This window comes from Variovorax sp. J2L1-78 (assembly GCF_030317205.1).
Lineage (GTDB): Bacteria > Pseudomonadota > Gammaproteobacteria > Burkholderiales > Burkholderiaceae_C > Variovorax > Variovorax arabinosiphilus.
In genome coordinates this window covers 2,368,849-2,389,553 of record NZ_JASZYB010000001.1, presented here as the reverse complement: position 1 = coordinate 2,389,553, position 20,705 = coordinate 2,368,849, and the positions used below count along the sequence as shown (strand labels likewise).

Below are 20,705 nucleotides of genomic sequence, written 5' to 3'. Positions count from 1 at the left end.
CGTCGTTCGTGCGCTCGGCCTGCTCGCACGCTCGCTTTGCCATGACCACCTCCTCCTTGTCTTCCGAACTCGACGCCGATGCGTCTGCCGCCGTTCGCGCGCCCGACGCCGACCGCACCCTGCTGCGCGCCGTGCTGGCACTCGGTGTCGGCGGCTTCTCCATCGGCACCGGCGAATTCGTGATCATGGGCCTGCTGCCCGAAGTCGCCCGGGACATCGGCGTGAGCATTCCCCAGGCCGGCCATGTCATCAGCGCCTACGCGCTGGGCGTCGTGATCGGTGCGCCCGTGCTCGCCGTGCTGGCGGCCGGCTGGAACCGCCGCGCGCTGCTCATCGCGCTGATGGGCATCTACGCGCTGGGCAACTTCGCGTCGGCGCTGGCACCGGGCTACCTGTCGCTCAACCTGATGCGCTTTCTCACCGGCCTGCCGCATGGCACCTACTTCGGCGTCGCGGCGCTGGTGGCGGCCACGCTGGCGCCGCCCGGGGCGCGGGCGCGTGCGGTCGGACTGGTCATGCTCGGGCTCACCGGCGCCACGTTGGTGGGCGTGCCCATCGCGGCCACCCTGGGGCAGTACTTCGGCTGGCGCGCGGCCTTCGTCTTCGTCGGGGTCATCGCGGTGCTGGCCATGGTCATGGTCCGGCGCGGCGTGCCCGACATGCCGGCCACGGCGGGCGCCAGCCCGCTGCGCGAGCTCGATGCGCTGCGCCGGCCGCAGGTCTGGCTCACGCTGGGCATCGGCGCGATCGGCTTCGGCGGCATGTTCGCGGTGTTCAGCTACATCAAGCCCACGCTCACCGAAGTGGCGGGGCTGTCGGTGGGCCACGTGCCTTTCGTGCTCGCGCTCTTCGGCCTCGGCATGGTGGCGGGCAACCTGGTCGGCGCGCGGCTGGCCGACAAGTCGTTGATGCGCACCATCGGCGGCCTCCTGGTGTGGTCGGTGGCGGTGCTGGTGCTGTTCGTCTTCGCGGCGCAGCATGTGGTCACGGCGGCCATTGCCACCTTCTTGATCGGCACCGTCGTCGCCATCGGGCCGGCCCTGCAGATCCGCCTGATGGACGTGGCCGGCGAAGCACAGACGCTTGCCGCCGCGCTCAACCACTCGGCTTTCAACATGGCCAACGCGCTCGGCGCCTGGCTGGGCGGCCTAGCCATCAGCGCGGGCCTGGGCTGGACGTCGACCGGCTGGGTCGGCGCCTTGCTGGGGCTGGCCGGGCTCGGCATCTTCGCGTGGGCGGTGGCCGACGCGCGTCGACGCGCCACGCACTGAGCTAGCGCCGGTCGGCGCTGCCCATCGGCGGCGCGATGTCTTCCAGCGACCGCCGCTCCGCATTCACGCCCCATCGCAGCGCGATCAGCCCGGCGCCGATCACCAGCACCGCGCCGATGCCGTAGCCGACGGTGACGGCACCGCGGCTGCCGGTGTCGATCAGCACGCCGAAGAGCCACGGCGCCACGAAGCCGCCGGCCCCCGTGCCGACCGCATAGAAGAGCGAGATCGCGAGCGCGCGCATCTCCAGCGGAAACACCTCGCTCACCGTCAGGTACGCCGAACTCGCGGCGGCCGAGGCGAGGAAGAACACGGCCGACCAGCACAGCGCCTGCGTCAGCGCGGTCAACCAGCCGGCCATGAAGGCCGCGCCGGTCAGCGCCAGGCCGACGCCCGACAGCGTGTACGTGAAGGCGATCATCCGGCGGCGCCCGATCCGGTCGAACAGCGGGCCCAGCAGCAACGGCCCCAGCACGTTGCCCAGCGCGAAGGGAAAGATGTACAGCGCCACGCGGCCCTCGGGTACGCCATGGAAGCGCGTGAGCACCAGCGCGTAGGTGAAGAAGATCGCGTTGTAGAAGAAGGCCTGCGACACCATCAGCGACAGTGCGACGATGCTGCGCTGCCGGTAGCGCCGCAACAGCACGTGCGCCACCTCCCGCATCGAGGGTGCCGCCCGGCGCACGAAGCTAAAGCGCTCGGTCACCGGCGCCAGCGGCCCGTGCTGCGTCGCCACCTCTGCCTCGATGCGCTCGATGACCGCGTTCGCTTCGTCGGCGTGTCCATGGGCGATCAACCAGCGCGGGCTCTCGGGCACGTCGCGCCGCACCAGCAGGATCGCGAACGCCAACAGCGCCCCCAGCCCGAAGCCGGCGCGCCAGCCCCACACCGGCCCCAGCACGCGTGGGTCGAGCAGCACCAGGCTCAGCCCGGCACCCAGCGCCGCACCGACCCAGAAGCTGCCGTTGATCGCGAGGTTGACACGCCCGCGCACACGGGCGGGGATGAGCTCGTCGATCGCCGAGTTGATGGCCGCGTACTCGCCGCCGATGCCCACGCCCGTCATGAAGCGGCAGAACGCGAAGAAGAGAAAGCCAGGCGAGAACGCGGTCGCGAAGCTCGCCACGGTGTACACGGCCAGCGTGACGAGGAAGAGCTTCTTGCGCCCCCATCGGTCGGCCAGCCGGCCGAACACCAGGGCGCCGACCACGGCACCACCGATGTAGAGGGAGCCCGCGCCACCGATCTGCGCAGCGCTGAGGCCGAGCGTGTCGTCGCGTTCGAGCACGCCGCCGAGCGAGCCGACCAGCGTGACCTCGAGCCCGTCGAGCACCCAGGCGATGCCCAGCGCGATCACCATGCGCCAGTGCCAGCGCGACCACGGCAGGCGGTCGAGGCGGGCGGGAATGTCGGTGTGGACGGCGGTCATGCGGCCGAGCCACTGTGGCGCTGCGGGGCCATCGCCGGTGTCAGCGCACTTCCCGAAAAACGCACAAGGGCCTCGGCACTCAAGCTGTAACGCGTCGCGCCGGTGCGTTAACCTCGAAAGCTCCCCCGCCTTTCCACCCCCTGTTTCATGCCGACCCTGTCGTCCGCCTTGGACCCGCGCTCCATCATCGTGCTCGCCGGACTGATGGGCCTGCTGATGTCCGTGGTGCTCTTCTCGATGCGGCGCAGCTACCCGCCGAGCATCCGCGGACTGCGCGAGTGGACGCTCGCGCCGCTCGCCAGCTTCGTCAGCACCGTGCTCTTCGCGCTGCGCGGTGTGGTCCCGGACATCTTCAGCATCGTGCTGGCCAACATGGTGCTGTTCCAGGGCTGCATCCTGTACTACGCGGGCAGCCAGCTCTTTCTCGGCCATGAGCGCGACACGCGCGCCTGGAGCGCCGTGACGGTCGTCCTGGGCGTGGTGCTGTTCTGGTTTTCCGAGGTGCAGCCCAGCTACCCGATACGCCTGGCGGTCTTCACGTTCGCGATTTCAGGGCTGTTCTTCGCGCATGCCCGGCTCTACCTGCGCCACCGGACCAAACGCGTCGGCCGGCGCCTCATGACGGGCCTGCTGCTGCTGCAGTCGCTGGTGGCGGGCCTGCGCTGCCTGAGTGCGGTCCTGGGCGAAGCGGGCGTCGGCATGCTCGATGCCACGTGGCTGCAGTCGCTGTACATCGTCATGTACTCGCTCACCGCCTTGATGCTGAGCATCGCGGGCGTGCTGATGGCCACCGACCGGCTGCGCCTGGAGTTCGAGTTCATGGCCACGCACGATCCGCTGACCGGCATGCTGAACCGGCGCGCGCTGATCGAGCGCTGCGAGCACGAAGTCACCCGCGCCCGGCGCGGCGCCGGCGACGGTGCGTTGTCCCTGCTGATGCTCGACGCCGATCACTTCAAGCGCATCAACGACGCGTTCGGTCACCAGACGGGGGACGAGGTGCTGCGCGAGCTGGCACTGCGCCTGCAGGCACCGATGCCGCCCTTGGCGCGGCTGGGACGTTACGGGGGCGAGGAATTCCTCGTCGTGCTACCCGGCCTGGGACACGACGGCGCACGGGCCGTGGCCGAGCGCCTGCGCGCGGGAGTGGGCGAGCCTTTTGCGCCCGAGTCGCCGCTGGCGGCCGCTGGCATCGGCCGGCTCAGCGTCAGCATCGGCATGGCGGTGTTCCAGGGGCCCGCCGACACGCTCGACGCCCTGCTCGCGCGCGCCGACGCGGCGCTCTACCGGGCCAAGGCACAGGGCCGTGACCGGGTGGAAATTGCCTGAACGAAGGCCCTACATCGACCAGATGCGCGGCGTGGCGCTGCGCAGCTGCCACAGCTCCGCGCGCCAGGCCTGCCACACCTGCCGCAGCAGCTGCATCGCGGGTTCGACCACGGGCGCCAGCACGCGCAGCACGACCACCTCGGCATGCGGCGCGGTGGCGCCCGCGCTCATCGCCAGCGGATGCGCATCGGCCAGGGCCCGTGCGCTGTCGAGCAGCGTAGCGCGGCGCGCCTTCGAGATCGGCGCACCGGCCACGAAGAAGAGCGACGCGAGGCAGCGTTGGCCGGCCAGGCCGATCGGGCTTTGCAGCAGGCGGTGGTCGGTCGCGTCGAGGCGGCCGCGTTCGAGCCACGTGCCCGGCACCTCGATGTGCTGCAGCAGGCTGCCACGTTCGAAGGGCAGGCCCGCGTTGGGCAGGCCGAGGGCGGTCACGTCCCAGCCCAGCAGCTCGGCACCGGGCGCGAGTTCCATGCGCAGGCGGTTCTCGGCTTGGCAGCCGCTGTAGCAGAGCGCTTCGAGCGGCAGCCATTCGAGGCGTGCATCGGCCGCCAGCGTGATCTGGGTGCGCTGCACCGCGGCCTCGCCTTCGGAGCGGTAGAAGCGCGTCGCGCCCGGTGTGGTGATGAGGCCGTGGCTGCCGGCCGTGCCGGTGATGGCGATGTCGAGCGTGTCGCCGCCCACCAAGCCGCCGGGCGGGTGCACCAGCACGTTGTGGCAGATCGCGTCGCCCTCGGGGTAGAGGCTTTGCAGGATGCGCAGCGGGCCGTCGTGACGAAAGCGTGCGACGCTGCGTTGTTGTTCGGCGCTGTAGTCGAGCGCGAGTCGGGCGTGCCAGGGCATGCGGCGAGTCTATCGGCGGCGCAAGCTCACTCCTTCCAGGCGCCTTCGTGCGCCGCGCTCGCTTCGCCGATGAGGGCGGGCCCGATGCATTCAATGGGGTGCGGCGAGGCGGCGAACACGTCGCGGCAGGACAGCTCGGCATCGCGCTGGTCGCCACGGTCGCCGCGGAACAGGCGCAGGCGTTCGGCGTCGATGCCGAACACCACGCGGCCGATGTTGGCCCAGAAGATGGCGCCTGCGCACATCACGCAGGGCTCGGCCGACGAGTAGAGGGTGGCGCCGGCCATCACCTCCCGGCCCGGGCGCCTGCTGGCCAGCGCGCGGATGGCGGTGACTTCGGCGTGGCCGGTGACGTCGCCGGTCTCGGTGCTGTTGCAGTAGCCCTCGGCCAGCACCTCGCCTTCGGCGGAGACGATGACGGCGCCGAAGGGCCGGTTGCCGCGCCGCCCGCCGGCATGCGACCAGAAGATGGCCTTGCGCAGGTAGCGGCCGTCGCGCTCGTCCAGGGTGACTTCGATGGGGTGGGGGAGGGTGTTCTTGGATTTCATGGCTCGGTGTGTGTGCATGCAGGACACATGCCAATGATGAGCCCGGCGCCGCACGCCGGATGTGGGCCGACTGCTACTTTGGAGGCGCAGCGCCTGCCGCCGTGCGGCGCTACCATGGTTCCCCCTTCAAGGAGTTCGACCATGGCCACCCGAGGCTTCACCGGACGACGCCCGAGCGCTGCTTTCGCGAGCCGCCTGCCGCCGGGCCAGTTCGAGACCGACGACTTTCCTGTCCTGTCCAAGGGGCCGACGCCACGCGTCGACCTCGCCACCTGGCGTTTCACGCTCAGCGACGGCCCGCGCCCGCTGGCCAGCTGGAGCTGGACCGAATTCGAAGCGCTGCCGCACACCGTGTGGCAGGGGGACATCCACTGCGTGACCACCTGGTCGAAGTTCGACACGACCTGGGAAGGTGTCACCATCGACGAGCTGCTCGCCGCGGCCGGCGTGTCGGCGCCCAGCGCCTACACGCTCGCGATCTCGCACGACGACTACGACACCAACGTGCCCGCGGCCGATCTGCTCGACGGCCGCGCGATGGTCGCCACCCGCTTCAACGGCGCGCCGCTCGCGGCCGAGCATGGCGGGCCGGCGCGGCTGCTGGTGCCGCACCTGTACTTCTGGAAAAGCGCCAAGTGGATCAAGGGCCTGCGCTTCACGGCGCGCGACGAGGCCGGGTTCTGGGAACTGCGGGGCTATCACCTGCGCGGCGATCCGTGGAAGCAGCAACGCTACTCGGACGATCCGTGAGCGGCGTGACGCCGTCGCCCCCTTCGATGCCCGCTGCCTCGCCGTGGCACGACGCGGTGGTCGAGCGCGTCGCGGTGCTCACGCCGCGCATCGTCAGCGTCTTCCTGCGCGCGCCGCTGGCCCCCGGGCTGGCCGGCCAGCACCTGGTGGTGCGGCTCACCGCGCCCGACGGCTATGCCGCGCAGCGCAGCTATTCGGTCGCTTCCGCGCCGGGTGTGATGCCGATCGAACTCATCGTCGAGAAGCTCGAGGACGGCGAGGTGTCGCCCTTCTTCCACGAGGTAGTGGCGCCTGGCGACCACCTCGAGGTGCGCGGCCCGCTCGGCGGGCACTTCGTCTGGCGCCCGGCCGACGGCGGCCCGCTGCTGCTGGTGGGTGGCGGCTCGGGCGTCGCGCCGCTGATGGCGATGGTGCGGGATTGGCACGCGTCCGGTGCTGGCGTGCCCCTGCTGCTGGTGGTGTCCGCGCGCACCTGGGCCGAGCTGGCCTTTCGCGACGAACTGGTCGCGCTGCAGGCGCGCGCGCCACTGCTGCGCTTCGTGGCGGTCACGACGCGCGATGCGGCCCACCGGCCGGGCGACCTCGTGCAGCGGCTCGACAGCACCGCGCTGCAGCGGCTGCTGGCCGCCTGGGGCCATGTGCCCGCCCATGTCTTTGTCTGCGGTGCCAACCGCTTCGTCGAGGCGGTCACCACCGGCCTGCTCGACGCGGCCGTGCCCGCCGAGCGTATCCGCACCGAGCGCTACGGCGGCGCGGGCTGAGCATTCCTTTTTCTCGACATACATCCCATCAGGAGACCCCATGAGCATTTCAGTCCGACGCGACAGCACCACAGGCACCCGCCACACGGTGCGCATCCGCAACGAGGCCTTCGCCGCCGACGTGACGCAGCCGGACGGGCAGGGCGCCGCCACGCCGCACGACCTGTACGACGCCTCGCTGGCCGCCTGCAAGGCGCTCACGGTGATGCTCTATGCGCAGCGGAAGAACATGCCGATCGAGGACATCGAGGTGCTGGTCGATCGCGACGACAGCGCCGAGCGCAAGGGCGTCTACCGCCTGAAGACCTCGCTGCGCGTGACGGGCGCGCTCGACGAGACCCAGCGCGCCGAACTGCTGCGGGTGGCCGCCAAGTGCCCGGTCCACAAGCTGATGACCGAGGTCACCACTGAGATCGAGACGGGCTGGGCCTAGTCGTTCAGGCGGGTCGCGGTGCCGGCGCCACGCCGGGCGGCAGCGACGCCGTGCTCACGCGGAACACATGCTGCTCCGGGTCGCTCAGCACGGCCTGCCATTGGCCGTAGTAGGTGGCGTAGGGCGCCTTCAGCACCCGGCCGCCGGTCGCCGCGGCTTCGCGCACGGCGGCGTCGACCGCTTCGGGTGAGTCGAGCATGAAGGTCGCATAGGCCGTCACCGGCGGCGTGGTCGCCGCATCGGGTGCGCGCTCCGCCAGGCCCAGCAGCGCATAGGCCGGTGCCGCGTTGAAGCCGAACTGCACGCCCTCGTGCTCCAGCGCGCGGTAGATGGGCGAGCGGCTGTGCACGGCCTCCGGCCAGGCGAGCAGCCGGGCATAGAAGGCCATCTGCGCCTCGACGTCGCGGCACAGCAGGTTGAACCAGAGCGTCATGCGGCGCCTTCCGTGGCCGCCTGCTTCTGCAGCCCGTAGGTCTTGCGGTACATCTCCTGCAGATGCTCGCCGGCCGTGCAGGGCGTGTAGCGCGGCGCTTCGCCGGCAGGCACTGTGCCGGGCACGGGCACGATGCGCGCGAGGTATTCGGGTTCGTAGAAGAAGGGGATCGAATAGCGCGCTTGGCCGCCCGAGTACAGGTTACGCACCCGGTGGGGGTTCGAGTGGTAGAGCCCGTTGGTCCAGCGCGGGATCATGTCGCCGAGGTTCACGACGAAGGTGCCGTCCATCGGCGTCGCCGCGACCCAGCTGCCGCCGGGCATCTGCACCTCGAGCCCGCCGTGGGCGTCCTGCGCGAGGATGGTGACCGCGCCCCAGTCGGTGTGCGCCCCGGCGCCGAAGGTGCGCTCGTCCGCGCCCTCGGGATGCGCCGGGTAGCGCACCATGCGCAGCGTGACCATCGGGTCGTGGCAGGCCGCGTCGAAGTAGTCCTCGGGCAGGTCGAGCGACAGCGCCATGAGCTGCATGAGCCGCAGCGACAGCCGATTCATCGCATCGATGTAGGCCTCGCAGTGCGCGCGCACGTCGGGCAACTCGGCCGGCCATTGGCTCGGGCCGTAGGTCTGGTAGCCGGCCTTCACGTAGGGGTGGTCGGCCGGCCAGTCCATGCCGCAGTAGAAGCTTTCCTTGAGGTCGGGCTTCATCGCGGCGTCGAGTGTCTGCGCGCCCAGGCCTTCGTAGCCGCGCATGATCGGCGAGTGTTCGATCGACAGTTGCTCGCGCCGTTCGATCGGCAGCGCCATCAGCCGCCGGGTGATGTCGAACTGGCGTTCGACCATCGCGGCGTCGACGCCGTGGTGGCGCACGTAGAAGAAGCCCGACGCCATGGCCGCCGAGCGGAACGCGCGCGCCACCTCGGCGCTGCGCGGACCACCGGGCACCAGGGCGCCGGTCAGGTCGAGGACCGGAATGCCCATGGTGTGTGACTCCTTCAGGCCTTCAACTGGCGATCGGTGGCCGACGGCAGGAATTTGTCGGAGAAGAAGTCCGCCACGGTCGGCGTGCTCTTCAGGCCGAAGGCAGCGACCGTCTCGTCGATGGTGGCCTGCAGGCGCGCGGGCGTCGCCGCGCCCCAGCCGTGGGCCCGCACGTCGGCGGTCTTCATGGTGCCGTCGACGATGAGCTGCAGCCGTTCGGTCTCGATCTCCTGGTTGGCCAGCGGCTCGCGGGTCTTCACGGCCGCGCCGCCGGCCTTCGGGTCGGCGATGCACTCGATCCAGCCGCGCGTGGTGGCCTTCACGAAGGCACGCATCACGTCGGCCTGCTCCATGCTTTTCGGGTTGGCGACCAGGCCGTTGCCGTACGACTTCATGCCGAAGTCGGAGAAGCGGAACACGGTGAGCTGCTCGGGGCCCATGCCGCGCGCCTTGAGGTTGAGCAGGCCGGTGAAGTAGAAGTAGGCCGAGGCATCGAAGTCGCCCTTGACGAAGCGCGTGTCGCCAATGTCGGGCGCGACGTTCTCCCACTTCACGCCCGAGGGGTCGAAGCCCTGGGCCTTGGCGAACACCGGGAACAGCTTGCGCGAGGCGTTGAAGGGCTGGCCCAGGATGGTCTTGCCGGCGAGGTCGCCCGGCTTCTTGATGGGCCCGTCCTTGCGCACGATGATCGCGTTGGGATTCAGGTCGTACTGGATCGCCACGGCCTTGAGTGCGGCCTGCGGGTTGGCGACGTTGAACTCGATCATCGACGACAGGTCGGCCGAGGCCACGTCGTAGGCGCCGCTGCCGACCAGGCTGATGGCGGCCGTCGAGCCGTTGCCGGTGTCGATGGCGACATCGAGGCCCGCATCCTTGTAGTAGCCGCGCTGGTGCGCCAGCAGGAAGCCGGCGCCCGAGGCTTCGACCTTCCAGCCGAGATTGAATTTGAAGGGCTTGAGCGAGCCCTGGGCGCGGACGAAGGGCGTGGCGGCGACGAGCGTGCTCGCGCCGGCGGCGCGCAGGAGGGAACGGCGTTGCATGGAATGCTTCCTTTGGGAGAACTGCGAATGAACGAGCAATTTCCGGGCGGGCGAGCCGCTGAACGCTTCTACTCTGCGTCGGCATGTGCATGATCCATGCCATTCGATGTGCAGGCGGTAAGCCCACGTCGTGCACCATCGCGTGGCGTCGCCGCCCCAGCCAAGTTCGACTGCGCCACAGGGTCAAAGCGGAAGCCTTTGCCAGCGCGGCCCTGACGCGGCATCATCCGCACCCGAGAGTAGAAGCGTTCACCAGCCAGTCGCGTTTGCGCAAGACCTTCAGGGGTTGGCAGGAAATTGCTCTTGAAGTTTTCAACTTTCAGGACCAAGACCATGACCGCTGCAACGACCCCCGTCGACTACGACCTCACCGAGCTCCAGAGAGAAACGCGCATGGGCGCGATGGGCTCCCTCAATACGACGCGCGAGATCCGCCGCATCGATCTGTCCAACTTCGACGCCCGCAAGGTCGAGATCGCCGACCAGCTCTGGGAAGCGGCGATCGACGTCGGCTTCTTCCAGCTCGTCAACCACGGCATCGACCTCGGCGAGATCCGCGGCGCCTTCGACATGGCCGAGCGCTTCTTCGCGCTGCCCGAGAGCGTCAAGCGCCAGTACCCGCTGAAGAAGGCGCTCAACGCCGGCTGGGAAAGCCGCGCGCAGGTGCGGCCGTCCACCGGCACGCCCGACCAGAAGGAGAGCTACCAGATCACCCGCCCGCACATGGGCGACCTCTTCCCCTCCGACCAGGAGCTGCCAGGCTTCGTCGAGAAGATGCTCGGCTTCGAGCGCCAGAGCTGGGAGATCGCCATGCGCGTGCTCTCGTGCTTCGCCTACAAGCTGGGCTTCGACGACGCGTTCTTCACCCGCGCGCACGACCAGGGCAAGCCGAGTTATCAGAGCACGCTGCGCCTGCTGCACTACTACGCGATCCCGGCCGACGTGCAGGACAAGCTCGACCTGTGGCGTGCCGGCGCCCACACCGACTTCGACTGCCTCACGCTGCTGTACCAGCGCCAGGGCCAGGGCGGCCTCGAGGTCTGCCCGGGCAAGGAGATGGACGCGCAGGAATGGACGCCCATCCCGCCCGACGGCGACGCCATCACCTGCAACATCGGCGACATGCTGATGCGCTGGAGCGACGACCAGCTGCCGAGCAACTTCCACCGCGTGAAGAACCCGCTGCCGGGCGAGTACATGGGCCCGCGCTACAGCATCGCCTTCTTCGCGCAGGCCAACCGCGACGCCATCATCGAAAGCCCCGGCAAGACGCACCCGCCGATCACGGCCGGCGAATTCCTGAACCAGCGCGTCGCCGCGAACTTCAAGGCGTACTGAGCTGCAGCACCTGCCCGTCGCCGATGAAGGCTTCGCCGACGAGCAGCCGAAACGCGAGCCCCGGCTTCAGGCGCGGCAGCGCCGCTTCGGGCGCCATGAATTCCACCGGCAGCGTCTGCAGCGTGCCGCGCCGGAACGACCGGCCCGGCCCGACCTGCCAGCGCACCGAGAAGCCTTCGTTGCCGATCACCAGCGCGCAGTGATGCAGACCCTCGGCGATCGGGATGTCTTCGGCCGGAACGCCGGCGGGGCGCAGGGTCAGCTCGACCCAGGCGTGGGGTTCGAAGGGCATGTCTTCGCGCAGCGGCGCAGCCGGTGCCGCCGCCATGACAGCCGCCGCCTTCTTCAAGGCGCGCGCGGCGCGCATGCGGTTGACCAGCCACGCGATGATGTTGCCGATGACCGGGATCCACAGCAGCATCAGCAGCGTGCCGACATCGCGCTGCGTGCTGCCGGGCGCCGACAGCTGCCGCAAGGCCGCGCCACCGAGGGCGACGCACAGGAGGATGACGACGATGAGTCGACGGCGGGCTTGGATCTGGGTCAGGGATGGCATGGAGCGATGGTCACGGCGGGAGACCGCACTGTAACCACCGCCGCCATCGCCTGCGGCCAAGCCGCGCCTACTCGCCCTGCGAACCCCGGTGCGCCCAGCCGGTGGTGCGCTTCTCGATCACGCTGAACAGCTCGTACATGCCCATCGCCATCGCACCCACCACCATCAGGCCGGCGAAAGCCAGGCCCATCTGCATGGCCGAGCCGGCCGAGATGAGCAGGTAGCCGATGCCTTCGTTCGCCGCGGTCATCTCGCTCACCGTGGTGCCGACGAAGGCCAGCGTGATCGCGACCTTGAGGGACGCGAAGAAGTAGGGCATGGAGCGCGGCAGGCCGATCTTCATCAGCACGTCCCAGCGCTTGGCGCCCAGCACGCGCAGCACGTCTTCCAGCTCGGGTTCGAGCGTGGCCAGGCCGGTCGCGATGTTCACCATGATCGGGAAGAAGCTGATCAGGAAGGCGGTGAGGATGGCCGGCCCGACGCCGATGCCGAACCACACCACCAGGATCGGCACGAAGGCCGCCTTGGGCAGCGCGTTGAAGGCGGTCATCAGCGGGTACATCGCGGCGTAGGCCAGGCGCGAGCTGCCGATGACGAAGCCCAGCAGCACGCCCACCACGATCGCCAGGCCGAAGCCCGCCATCGTCACCCAGAAGGTGCGCCAGGCGTGGCCCGCGATGATGGTCTTGAACTCCCAGAACTGCTCCCAGATGCGCGACGGGCTTGGGAAGATGAAGTCCGACACACCGAAGCCTCGGCAGACGATCTCCCACAGCAGCAGCACCGCGATCAGTAGGAACCAGGGCGACCAGCGCTCGATCTGCTTGCTGTTCTTCATCACGATGCGGCTCCTGCGGCCGCGGTCTGCGCCTGGCTGATGCCCGTGTTGCGGATGGCCCCGATGTGGCCGCGCAGCTCGAGCACGATGTCGGTGAACTCCTTGGTGTAGGTCACTTCCAGCTCGCGCGGGCGCGGCAGCTCGATCTCGCGCTTGACCACGAAGCGGCCGGGCGACTTGCTCATCACATACACCGTGTCGGCCAGAAAGACGGACTCGCGCAGGTCGTGCGTGACCAGGATCACGTTGAACTGCTGCTCGGTCCAGAGGTCGCGCAGGATGCACCACAGCTCTTCGCGCGTGAAGGCGTCGAGCGCGCCGAAGGGCTCGTCGAGCAGCAGCATCTTCGGCTCGTGGATGAGCGCGCGGCAGATGCTGGCGCGCTGCTGCATGCCGCCGGAAAGCTGCCAGGGGAACTTGTCTTCGTAGCCGGCGAGGCCGACCTTCTGCAGCAGCTTGCGCGCGCGCTCCTCGTATTCGCGGCGCTTGGCCTTGAAGTTCGAGCGGTAGGGTTCGACGATCTCCAGCGGCAGCAGCACGTTGTCGACCGTGGTGCGCCAGGGCAGCAGCGAGGGCGCCTGGAAGGCCATGCCCGAGATCTTCAGCGGGCCGGTGACCGGCTGGCCGTCGATGCGGATCTTGCCCATCGACGGCATCTTCAGCCCGGTGGTGAGCTTCATGAAGGTCGACTTGCCGCAGCCCGACGGGCCGACGATGGCGATGAACTCGCCGCGCCTGACCTTCAGGTCGATCGCCTCGACCGCGAAGTGGTTGGCGCGCAGCAGCTCCTCGTTGTAGGCGAGCCAGACGTCCTGGAAGTCGACGAAGGGCGCGGAAGCAGCAGCGCTGGCGGTGTCCGCCATCACTTCTTCAGGATGTTGAGTTCGGCGGCGCTCGGCAGCAGGGTGCCGTTCCACGCGGCGTCGGGGTTCACGCGCGACTTGGTGTTGAACGCGTCCGACACCTGCGACGCCATCAGCGACAGGCGCCCGGCGTTGACGGTGCCGAAGCCTTCGGTCCTGGCGTCGGGGCTGTTGATGACGGTGTCGATGGCCAGCTGCAGGCGGCGCGTCTCGAGCTTCGAATCGATGATGCCGTCGCGCGCCTTCACCGACTCGATCGCCACGGCCGGGTTGGCGATGACTTCCTTCGCGCCCTTGGCGAAGGCCGAGAGGAATTTCTTCACCGCTTCGGGGTTGTCCTTGATGAGCTTGGGCGACGCGATGATCACGTTGCCGTAGAGCTTCACGCCGTAGTCGGGGTAGGGCAGCACCACCACGTCCGACGCCTTGGCGCCGCGCGCCTCGAGGTTGAGCAGCGAGGTGAAGGTGAAGCCGGTGATCGCGTCGATGTCGCCGCGCATCAGCATGGTCTCGCGCAGCGTCGGGTCCATGGCGGTCCATTGCACTGCGCCGATGTTGTTGGCCTTGGCGAAGATCGGGAAGGCGCGGCGGCCGGCGTCGAACACCGGTGCGCCCAGCTTCTTGCCGGTGAGGTCGGCCGGCTTGGTGATGCCGCTCTTCTTGAGCGCCATGACCGAGGCCGGCGTGTTGTTGTAGACCATCATGACCGCGACCGGCTTGTTCGGGCTGTCGGGGTTGTTGGCGTGGAATTCCATCAGCGCGGCCAGGTCGGCGAAGCCCATCTCGTAGGCCCCCGAGGCCACGCGCGTGACCGTGCCACCCGAGCCGTTGCCCGCGTCGATCGCCACGTCCAGGCCGGCGGCCTTGAAGTAGCCCTTGGCGGCGGGGTGCGTGAAGAGCGCGGCCGGCCCTTCGAAACGCCAGTCGAGCTGGAACTTGATCGGGGTCTGGGCCTGCGCGGCGGAGATGCCGAAGCAAAGCGCCGAGGCGGCGAGGAAGGACTGGAGCAGGTGGCGCTTGTTCATGGACGGAGTCTCTTGCAATGGAATGTCACCGATTCAAGCAATATCGGTGCCCGCACGCCATTGGTGCGAACCTGCATCCGGCGCCAAATGAGTGCATTGCGTAAGCGCCAATGAAAACGCCCCGGACGGCGCACCGTACCGGGGCGTGAATTGCCGGAATGCCCTATTTCTGGATCGCGGCCTGGGCCACCGCCAGTGCCGTCATGTTCAGCACCCGACGCACCGTGGCCGAGGGCGTGAGGATGTGCGCCGCGGCGGAGGCGCCGAGCAGGATCGGCCCCACGGTGATGCCGTTGCCGCCCGTCATCTTCAGCACGTTGAACAGGATGTTCGCGGCGTCGAGGTTCGGGCAGATCAAGAGGTTCGCTTCGCCGGTCAGCGTGCTGGTGGGCAGCGACTGGCGGCGGATGTCTTCGGACAGCGCGCTGTCGCCCTGCATCTCGCCGTCGCATTCGACGTCGGGCGCCAGTTGGGCGAACAGGTCGCGCGCAATGCGCATCTTGCGGGCGGAGTTGCGCTCGGACGTGCCGAAGTTCGAATGCGACAGGAAGGCGACCTTGGGCGGCAGGCCGAAGCGGCGCACTTCCTCGGAGGCCATGAGCGCGATGTGCGCCAGCTGCTCGGCCGTCGGGTCCTCGTGCACGCTGGTGTCGGCGATGAAGAGGGTGTATTTCTCCAGCGTCAGCGCGTTCATCGTGGCGAAGCCCGGCGCACCACGCTGCACGCCCAGCAGCTGGTTGAGGATCTTCAGGTGGCTGTCGAAGCGGCCGACCAGCCCGCACAGCATCGCGTCGGCGTCGCCCAGGTGCACCATCAGCGCGGCGATGGTGGTGTTGGACCGTCGCACCATCGCCTTCGAGGCCTCCGGCGTGATGCCGCGCCGGCCCATCAGCTTGTGGTACGCCTCCCAGTACTGGCGGAAGCGGGCGTCGTTCTCGGGGTCGACCACGTCGGCATCGACGTCGAGCCGCAGGTGCAGGCCGGCCTTCTTGATGCGCGCCTCGATCACCGACGGCCGCCCGATCAGGATCGGTCGCGCCAGGCCTTCGTCGACCGCCAGCTGGGCGGCGCGCAGCGCGCGGTCGTCCTCGCCTTCGGCATAGGCCACGCGCTTCTTGGTCGCCAGCTTGGCCGCGCCGAAGACCGGGCGCATGAACATGCCGGTCTGGTAGACGAAGCGGGTGAGGTGCTGCCGGTAGGCCTCCATGTCCTCGATCGGGCGTGCGGCCACGCCGGAGGCGGCGGCCGCCTTGGCCACCGCGGGCGCGATGCGCAGGATCAGCCGCGAGTCGAAGGGCTTGGGGATGATGTAGTCGGGGCCGAAGGACAGCTCCTGGCCGGCGTAGGCGGTGGCCACCTCTTCGCTGATGTCGGCCTTGGTCAGCTCGGCGATCTCGCGCACGCAGGCCAGCTTCATCTCCTCGGTGATCTTGCTGGCGCCGCAATCGAGTGCGCCGCGGAAGATGTACGGGAAGCACAGCACGTTGTTGACCTGGTTCGGGTAGTCCGACCGGCCGGTGGCGATGATGCAGTCGGGCCGCACTTCCTTGGCCAGCTCGGGGCGGATTTCCGGCTCGGGGTTGGCCAGCGCCAGCAGGATGGGCTGCGTGCCCATGCTCTTGACCATGTCCTGCGTGACCACGCCGGGCGCCGAGCAGCCGAGGAAGACGTCGGCGTTCTTCATCACGTCGGCCAGGGTGCGGTCGCCGTTGTCCTTCTGCGCGTAGCGCGACTTCGACTCGTCGAAGCCGCCCGGTCGGCCCATGTAGATCAGGCCCTTGGAGTCGACCGCGAAGATGTTGGCCGGCTTGGCGCCCAGGCCGACCATCACGTCGAGGCAGGCGATGGCGGCGGCGCCGGCACCCGAGACCGCGATCTTCACGTCCTCGATCTTCTTGTTGACCAGTTCCAGGCCGTTGATGAGCGCCGCGGCCGAGATGATGGCCGTGCCGTGCTGGTCGTCATGGAACACCGGGATGTTCATGCGCTCGCGCAGCTTCTTCTCGATGTAGAAGCACTCGGGCGCCTTGATGTCCTCGAGGTTGATGCCGCCCAGCGTGGGCTCCAGCGCGGCGATGATCTCGACCAGCTTGTCGGGGTCGTTCTCGGCCAGTTCGATGTCGAACACGTCGATGCCGGCGAACTTCTTGAAGAGGCCGCCCTTGCCCTCCATCACCGGCTTGGCGGCCAGCGGGCCGATGTTACCCAGGCCCAGCACCGCGGTGCCGTTGGTGACCACGCCGACCAGGTTGCCGCGCGCGGTGAACTCGGCCGCCAGGCTCGGGTCGGCCTGGATGTCGAGGCAGGGGTAGGCCACGCCGGGCGAGTAGGCCAGCGACAGGTCGCGCTGGTTCAGCAGCGGTTTGGTCGGCGTGACGGAAATCTTGCCGCGGACGGGGCTGCGGTGGTATTCGCGTGCGGCTTCGCGCAGCGCTTCTTCGGCGGGGGAAAGTTTGGTGGCCATGGGGGCTCTCCGTTCGATGTCGCAAAAAACAGAGGGAGAGGCTACCCCAAAGACGTGTCCCTCTGCAGGGGGAACCCCCGAGGGTGGCCGTGCGACCGGCGCGCGCTACAGGGGCGGCGCGTTGTCGCGCTCGCCGACGGCATCGGCGGTTTCGTTCGAGGTCGCGAACAGGCTCCACGCGGCCATGAACAGGGCCGCGACCACCGGCCCGATCACGAAGCCGTTGATGCCGAAAAGCGCCATGCCGCCAATGGTCGAGATCAGCACGATGTAATCGGGCATCTGGGTGTCCTTGCCCACCAGGAGCGGGCGCAGGATGTTGTCGATCAGGCCGATCACGAAGACGCCGACAAAGATCAGGCCAATGCCTTTGGCGATCGCTCCCGTGGCCAGGAAATAGATGGCGACCGGGGCCCAGATGAGCGCCGCGCCCACGGCCGGCAGCAGCGACAGGAAGGCCATGATCACGCCCCACAGCAGCGCCCCCTGCACACCGAGCACCGCCAGGGCGATCCCGCCGATGGTGCCCTGCACCCCGGCCACCACCACGTTCCCCTTGACCGTCGCCCGGATCACGGTGGTGAACTTGTTGAGCAGGTAGTGGGTGTGCGGGCGGGCCAGCGGCAGCGCCTCGCGAATGGTCTTGGACAGGTCGGCACCGTCGCGCAGCAGAAAGAACAGCAGGTAGAGCATCACGAAGAAGCTGACCACGAAATCGAAGGTGTTCTGGCCGATGCTCAGCGCCTGCTGGGCGATCATCTGCGAGCCCTGCGCCGCCGTGGTGGACAGCTTCGACAGCAGGGCTTCCATGTTGCCCAGCCCGAAGCGGTCGAGCAGGTTCAGCAGCGGCCGGGGCAGCGCGCCGACCACCTGCTGGAAGTAATTGACGAAGTTGAGCTCGCCCGTGCGGATGCGCTGCGTGACCGTGGCCACGTCCTGCACCAGCGATGCGGCGATCATCGACAGCGGCAGGAACACGATCACCAGGCAGATCGCCAGGGTGGCGAGCGCCGCCAGCGTGCGCCGCTGCTTGCCCATCTTGGCCAGCAGCCGCTTGTAGAGCGGGTTGAAGAGGATGGCCAGGGCCACGCCCCACAACACCGCACCCCCGAAGGGCAGCAGGATCCAGAAGAAGGCGACCGTCACGGCCGCCAGCAGGAAGAGGAAGAAGCCGCGCTGGAGTTGGGGGGAGATCATGTGCGCCCCGACTTTAGCCGAGCCGGACGTCCGTGCCGCCGCCGCAAGGGGGCGGATGCGTCAGCGCAGACCGCGAGCCCGCGTGGGCGTTCAGTGGGCCTCGGCCTGCTTGGCCGCGGCGATGATCGCGGCCTCGTCGTGCTTCGTGCCATTGAGGAACAGGTTCAGCAGCACTGCCGTGATCGACGCCAGCAGGATGCCCGACTCGATCAGCGAATGCAGGCCGTGCGGCATCCACTGCTTGAAGTTGGGGGCGATCAGCGGAATCATCCCGACGCCGATCGACACGGCGACGATCATCGGGTTGTGCCGGTTGGTCTTGAAGTCCACGCCCGACAGGATACGGATGCCGGTGGCGGCCACCATGCCGAACATCACGAGCCCCGCGCCGCCCAGCACCACGGTGGGCAGCGACTCGATCAACGCGGCCATCTTCGGCAGCAGCCCCAGCACCACCAGGATCACGCCGCCGGCCACGCACACGTAGCGGCTCTTGATGCCGGTGACGGCCACCAGCCCGACGTTCTGCGAGAAGCTGGTGTACGGGAAGGTGTTGAAGAGGCCGCCGATGAGCGTGCCCAGGCCGTCGGTGCGCAGGCCCTTGGCCAGCGCCTTCTGGTCGATCTTGCGGTCGGTCATCTCGCCCAGCGCCAAGAACATGCCGGTCGACTCGATCATCACGACGATCATGATCAGCGTCATGGTGAGGATGAGGATCGGGTCGAACTGCGGCATGCCGAAGTGGAAGGGCAGCACCACGTCGAACCACGGCGCCTTGCCGACCTTCTCGTAGGTCATGATGCCCATCGCCGTGGCGACCACGCCGCCGATCGCGATGCCCAGCAGCACCGAGATGTTGGCGATGAAGCCCTTGGCGTACTTCACGATCAGCAGGATCGACACCAGCACCAGGGCGGCGACGCCGAAGCCGGTGAGGTCGGCGTACTTGGGGTTGGGTACCGTCGGCAGGATCGCGAAGCCCTTGGGCACCGGCGGGATCGCGCTGCCGGGCGAGGTGACGTCGGCCAGCCACTTGGCGTAGGCCGGGTCCACGATGGCCGGCGCCGTCGGGCCGAAGGGATTGCCGAAGATCCAGTTGATGCCCACGCGCATCAGGCTGATGCCGATGACCGCGATGATCGTGCCGGTCACCACCGGCGGGAAGAAGCGCAGCAGCCTGCTCACCATCGGCGCGATGAGGACCGAGATCACGCCGGCCCCGATGATTGAGCCGAATAGCAATTGCGCGCCTGCCAGCCCCGGGTTGGCATTGGCGATGGCGACCATCGGCGCGACCGACGCGAAGGTCACGCCCATCATCACCGGCAGCTTGATGCCGAACCATTGCGTGGCGCCCAGCGACTGGATCAGCGTGGCGATGCCGCAGCAGAACAGGTCGGCCGAAATGAGCAGCGCCACCTCGCTCGGGCTCAGCTTGAGCGCCCGGCCCACGATCAGCGGCACCGCGACCGCCCCTGCATACATCACGAGCACGTGCTGCAGGCCGAGCGCCGTGAGCTTGCCGAGCGGCAGCTTCTGGTCGACGGGATGGACGTTGGAAGAACCGGGAGAACGCATCGAAAGCTCCTTGAAGGGGCGAGGTGGGCGAGCAGGCGGCGCGGGCCACGGCCGGGAAACCGGAAGAATAGGCAATTGCGCTGTATCGATAAAGTCGGACAATCCGATAAATCAATCAGAATTTCCGATGAAACCCTCTTTGGCGGAGCTTCGGGTGTTTGTGGCGGTGGCCGAGAGCGGGCATTTCACGCGGGCGGCCGAGCGCCTGGGCATGTCCCAGTCGTCGCTCAGCGCCGCGCTCGGCAAGCTCGAGAAGATGCTCGGCACGCGGCTCTTCGACCGTCACACGCGGGCCTGCCAGCCGACCGAGGCCGGCACGGCGCTGCTGCCGGCCGCACGCCGTCTGGTGGCCGACTGGGACCAGTTGCTGGGAAGCGCGCACGACTTCGCGGTGTTCGCACGCGGCCGCATCGACGTGGCGGCGCCCAATGCGCAGTGCGCGTTGCTGCTGCCCCCGGTGATCCGCAGCTTTCGGGAGACGCACCCGGGCGTGCGGGTGGTGCTGCACGACGTGCCGGAGCACGAGGTGCACGCGCTGGTGCGCAGCGGTGCCGCCGACCTCGGCATCGCGACCCAGACCGACGCGCGCACCGACCTGGTCGTCACGCCGTTGTTCACCGACCAGTTCGTCGCCGTGCTGCCGCCGGGCCACGCGCTGAGTGCGAAGCGATCGCTCGAATGGTCGCAACTGGCGCGCGAATCGATCATCGGCTACCTGCCGGGCAATCCCGTGCGCCGCCTGCTCGACGAGAAGCTGGCCGAGCGCGGCATCGCGCTCGACTATGCCTTCGAGATCGCCTTGCCCTGGACCACCGTCGGCCTGGCGCGCGAGGGGCTGGGCGTGGCGGTGGTCACGATGGCGCTGCGGCCATTGGCGCAATGGCATGGGCTGGAGGTGCGCCCCATCGGCCGCCCGCAACTGGCGCGCACGCTGGTGCTGCTGCGCACGGCGGGCAATTCGCTGTCGCCGGCGGCCGCGGCCTTCAGGGACTTGCTGGCCGGCGTGGCGCCGGTCGCCTAGACGCCGCGCGTCGC

The 20,705-nt window shown here is 68.8% G+C and carries 20 protein-coding genes; 7 read left to right on the top strand and 13 right to left on the bottom strand.

Annotated features, from left to right (window positions below; all coding sequences use genetic code 11):
* The first annotated feature begins 41 nt into the window (after positions 1 to 41).
* The gene (locus tag QTH86_RS11310) at positions 42 to 1,271 is read left to right on the top strand and encodes an MFS transporter (RefSeq protein ID WP_286644591.1); all 1,230 of its coding nucleotides are present in this window, start codon (positions 42 to 44) and stop codon (positions 1,269 to 1,271) included.
* Position 1,272: 1 nt separating this feature from the next.
* Here QTH86_RS11310 and QTH86_RS11305 read toward each other — a convergent pair whose 3' ends face one another.
* Positions 1,273 to 2,700, bottom strand: coding sequence for an MFS transporter (locus QTH86_RS11305; RefSeq protein ID WP_286644592.1), 1,428 nt, complete (start codon positions 2,698 to 2,700; stop codon positions 1,273 to 1,275).
* A 147-nt stretch (positions 2,701 to 2,847) separates the two neighbouring features.
* Between QTH86_RS11305 and QTH86_RS11300 the strand changes: the two genes are divergently transcribed.
* On the top strand, positions 2,848 to 4,029 hold the full coding sequence (locus QTH86_RS11300; RefSeq protein WP_286644593.1) for a GGDEF domain-containing protein: 1,182 nt from the start codon (positions 2,848 to 2,850) through the stop codon (positions 4,027 to 4,029).
* A 9-nt stretch (positions 4,030 to 4,038) separates the two neighbouring features.
* On the opposite strand, the gene QTH86_RS11295 is transcribed toward QTH86_RS11300, so the two are convergent.
* Positions 4,039 to 4,869 (bottom strand): urease accessory protein UreD, encoded by an 831-nt coding sequence (locus tag QTH86_RS11295; protein ID WP_286644594.1) that lies wholly within the window; start codon positions 4,867 to 4,869, stop codon positions 4,039 to 4,041.
* A gap of 26 nt (positions 4,870 to 4,895) precedes the next feature.
* The gene (locus QTH86_RS11290; protein WP_286644595.1) at positions 4,896 to 5,417 is read right to left on the bottom strand and encodes a nucleoside deaminase; all 522 of its coding nucleotides are present in this window, start codon (positions 5,415 to 5,417) and stop codon (positions 4,896 to 4,898) included.
* Between the two features lie 141 nt (positions 5,418 to 5,558).
* On the opposite strand from QTH86_RS11290, the gene QTH86_RS11285 reads away from it, so the two are divergent.
* Genes QTH86_RS11285 through QTH86_RS11275 form a run of 3 tightly spaced genes read left to right on the top strand, consistent with a single transcriptional unit; the run spans position 5,559 to position 7,361 of the window.
* Positions 5,559 to 6,167, top strand: coding sequence for a sulfite oxidase-like oxidoreductase (locus QTH86_RS11285; protein ID WP_286644596.1), 609 nt, complete (start codon positions 5,559 to 5,561; stop codon positions 6,165 to 6,167).
* Positions 6,164 to 6,928: an FAD-binding oxidoreductase gene (locus QTH86_RS11280; RefSeq protein WP_286644597.1), complete on the top strand. Its 765-nt coding sequence runs from the start codon at positions 6,164 to 6,166 to the stop codon at positions 6,926 to 6,928. Before QTH86_RS11285 ends, QTH86_RS11280 begins: the two co-directional genes overlap by 4 nt.
* Positions 6,929 to 6,968: 40 nt before the next feature.
* Positions 6,969 to 7,361: an OsmC family protein gene (locus QTH86_RS11275; protein WP_286644598.1), complete on the top strand. Its 393-nt coding sequence runs from the start codon at positions 6,969 to 6,971 to the stop codon at positions 7,359 to 7,361.
* A gap of 4 nt (positions 7,362 to 7,365) precedes the next feature.
* Here QTH86_RS11275 and QTH86_RS11270 read toward each other — a convergent pair whose 3' ends face one another.
* Genes QTH86_RS11270 through QTH86_RS11260 form a run of 3 tightly spaced genes read right to left on the bottom strand, consistent with a single transcriptional unit; the run spans position 7,366 to position 9,811 of the window.
* On the bottom strand, positions 7,366 to 7,794 hold the full coding sequence (locus QTH86_RS11270) for a VOC family protein (RefSeq protein ID WP_286644599.1): 429 nt from the start codon (positions 7,792 to 7,794) through the stop codon (positions 7,366 to 7,368).
* Entirely contained in the window at positions 7,791 to 8,771 is a 981-nt protein-coding gene (locus QTH86_RS11265; protein WP_286644600.1) for an isopenicillin N synthase family dioxygenase, read from the bottom strand. The genes QTH86_RS11270 and QTH86_RS11265 overlap by 4 nt, the downstream gene beginning before the upstream one ends.
* A 14-nt stretch (positions 8,772 to 8,785) precedes the next feature.
* On the bottom strand, positions 8,786 to 9,811 hold the full coding sequence (locus QTH86_RS11260) for an ABC transporter substrate-binding protein (protein WP_286644601.1): 1,026 nt from the start codon (positions 9,809 to 9,811) through the stop codon (positions 8,786 to 8,788).
* Positions 9,812 to 10,144: 333 nt separating this feature from the next.
* Here QTH86_RS11260 and QTH86_RS11255 point away from each other — a divergent pair, with 333 nt between their 5' ends.
* The gene (locus QTH86_RS11255) at positions 10,145 to 11,149 is read left to right on the top strand and encodes an isopenicillin N synthase family dioxygenase (RefSeq protein ID WP_286644602.1); all 1,005 of its coding nucleotides are present in this window, start codon (positions 10,145 to 10,147) and stop codon (positions 11,147 to 11,149) included.
* On the opposite strand, the gene QTH86_RS11250 is transcribed toward QTH86_RS11255, so the two are convergent.
* The 7 genes from QTH86_RS11250 to QTH86_RS11220 all read right to left on the bottom strand — a co-directional run bounded on the left by QTH86_RS11250 (position 11,136) and on the right by QTH86_RS11220 (position 19,670).
* The gene (locus tag QTH86_RS11250; protein WP_286644603.1) at positions 11,136 to 11,705 is read right to left on the bottom strand and encodes a hypothetical protein; all 570 of its coding nucleotides are present in this window, start codon (positions 11,703 to 11,705) and stop codon (positions 11,136 to 11,138) included. The genes QTH86_RS11255 and QTH86_RS11250 overlap by 14 nt on opposite strands.
* Positions 11,706 to 11,772: 67 nt before the next feature.
* Positions 11,773 to 12,543: an ABC transporter permease gene (locus tag QTH86_RS11245; protein ID WP_286644604.1), complete on the bottom strand. Its 771-nt coding sequence runs from the start codon at positions 12,541 to 12,543 to the stop codon at positions 11,773 to 11,775.
* Positions 12,543 to 13,406, bottom strand: a complete 864-nt coding sequence (locus tag QTH86_RS11240; protein ID WP_286644605.1) for an ABC transporter ATP-binding protein — start codon at positions 13,404 to 13,406, stop codon at positions 12,543 to 12,545. Before QTH86_RS11240 ends, QTH86_RS11245 begins: the two co-directional genes overlap by 1 nt.
* The gene (locus tag QTH86_RS11235; protein WP_286644606.1) at positions 13,406 to 14,431 is read right to left on the bottom strand and encodes an ABC transporter substrate-binding protein; all 1,026 of its coding nucleotides are present in this window, start codon (positions 14,429 to 14,431) and stop codon (positions 13,406 to 13,408) included. Before QTH86_RS11235 ends, QTH86_RS11240 begins: the two co-directional genes overlap by 1 nt.
* A 163-nt stretch (positions 14,432 to 14,594) precedes the next feature.
* Positions 14,595 to 16,895: an NADP-dependent malic enzyme gene (locus QTH86_RS11230; protein ID WP_286644607.1), complete on the bottom strand. Its 2,301-nt coding sequence runs from the start codon at positions 16,893 to 16,895 to the stop codon at positions 14,595 to 14,597.
* 105 nt (positions 16,896 to 17,000) lie between these two features.
* The gene (locus QTH86_RS11225) at positions 17,001 to 18,092 is read right to left on the bottom strand and encodes an AI-2E family transporter (RefSeq protein WP_286644608.1); all 1,092 of its coding nucleotides are present in this window, start codon (positions 18,090 to 18,092) and stop codon (positions 17,001 to 17,003) included.
* 90 nt (positions 18,093 to 18,182) lie between these two features.
* Positions 18,183 to 19,670, bottom strand: a complete 1,488-nt coding sequence (locus tag QTH86_RS11220; RefSeq protein ID WP_286644609.1) for a nucleobase:cation symporter-2 family protein — start codon at positions 19,668 to 19,670, stop codon at positions 18,183 to 18,185.
* A 127-nt stretch (positions 19,671 to 19,797) separates the two neighbouring features.
* Here QTH86_RS11220 and QTH86_RS11215 point away from each other — a divergent pair, with 127 nt between their 5' ends.
* Positions 19,798 to 20,691 (top strand): LysR family transcriptional regulator, encoded by an 894-nt coding sequence (locus tag QTH86_RS11215; protein ID WP_286644610.1) that lies wholly within the window; start codon positions 19,798 to 19,800, stop codon positions 20,689 to 20,691.
* Positions 20,692 to 20,705 lie beyond the last annotated feature (14 nt).

What these genes read in the sequence shown, in the direction of transcription:
- QTH86_RS11310 (WP_286644591.1), top strand. Translation starts at nt 42, where the DNA reads ATGACCACCTCCTCCTTGTCTTCCGAACTCGACGCCGATGCGTCTGCC.
- QTH86_RS11305 (WP_286644592.1), bottom strand. Translation starts at nt 2,700, where the DNA reads ATGACCGCCGTCCACACCGACATTCCCGCCCGCCTCGACCGCCTGCCG.
- QTH86_RS11300 (WP_286644593.1), top strand. Translation starts at nt 2,848, where the DNA reads ATGCCGACCCTGTCGTCCGCCTTGGACCCGCGCTCCATCATCGTGCTC.
- QTH86_RS11295 (WP_286644594.1), bottom strand. Translation starts at nt 4,869, where the DNA reads ATGCCCTGGCACGCCCGACTCGCGCTCGACTACAGCGCCGAACAACAA.
- QTH86_RS11290 (WP_286644595.1), bottom strand. Translation starts at nt 5,417, where the DNA reads ATGAAATCCAAGAACACCCTCCCCCACCCCATCGAAGTCACCCTGGAC.
- QTH86_RS11285 (WP_286644596.1), top strand. Translation starts at nt 5,559, where the DNA reads ATGGCCACCCGAGGCTTCACCGGACGACGCCCGAGCGCTGCTTTCGCG.
- QTH86_RS11275 (WP_286644598.1), top strand. Translation starts at nt 6,969, where the DNA reads ATGAGCATTTCAGTCCGACGCGACAGCACCACAGGCACCCGCCACACG.
- QTH86_RS11270 (WP_286644599.1), bottom strand. Translation starts at nt 7,794, where the DNA reads ATGACGCTCTGGTTCAACCTGCTGTGCCGCGACGTCGAGGCGCAGATG.
- QTH86_RS11265 (WP_286644600.1), bottom strand. Translation starts at nt 8,771, where the DNA reads ATGGGCATTCCGGTCCTCGACCTGACCGGCGCCCTGGTGCCCGGTGGT.
- QTH86_RS11260 (WP_286644601.1), bottom strand. Translation starts at nt 9,811, where the DNA reads ATGCAACGCCGTTCCCTCCTGCGCGCCGCCGGCGCGAGCACGCTCGTC.
- QTH86_RS11255 (WP_286644602.1), top strand. Translation starts at nt 10,145, where the DNA reads ATGACCGCTGCAACGACCCCCGTCGACTACGACCTCACCGAGCTCCAG.
- QTH86_RS11250 (WP_286644603.1), bottom strand. Translation starts at nt 11,705, where the DNA reads ATGCCATCCCTGACCCAGATCCAAGCCCGCCGTCGACTCATCGTCGTC.
- QTH86_RS11245 (WP_286644604.1), bottom strand. Translation starts at nt 12,543, where the DNA reads ATGAAGAACAGCAAGCAGATCGAGCGCTGGTCGCCCTGGTTCCTACTG.
- QTH86_RS11240 (WP_286644605.1), bottom strand. Translation starts at nt 13,406, where the DNA reads ATGGCGGACACCGCCAGCGCTGCTGCTTCCGCGCCCTTCGTCGACTTC.
- QTH86_RS11235 (WP_286644606.1), bottom strand. Translation starts at nt 14,431, where the DNA reads ATGAACAAGCGCCACCTGCTCCAGTCCTTCCTCGCCGCCTCGGCGCTT.
- QTH86_RS11230 (WP_286644607.1), bottom strand. Translation starts at nt 16,895, where the DNA reads ATGGCCACCAAACTTTCCCCCGCCGAAGAAGCGCTGCGCGAAGCCGCA.
- QTH86_RS11225 (WP_286644608.1), bottom strand. Translation starts at nt 18,092, where the DNA reads ATGATCTCCCCCCAACTCCAGCGCGGCTTCTTCCTCTTCCTGCTGGCG.
- QTH86_RS11220 (WP_286644609.1), bottom strand. Translation starts at nt 19,670, where the DNA reads ATGCGTTCTCCCGGTTCTTCCAACGTCCATCCCGTCGACCAGAAGCTG.
- QTH86_RS11215 (WP_286644610.1), top strand. Translation starts at nt 19,798, where the DNA reads ATGAAACCCTCTTTGGCGGAGCTTCGGGTGTTTGTGGCGGTGGCCGAG.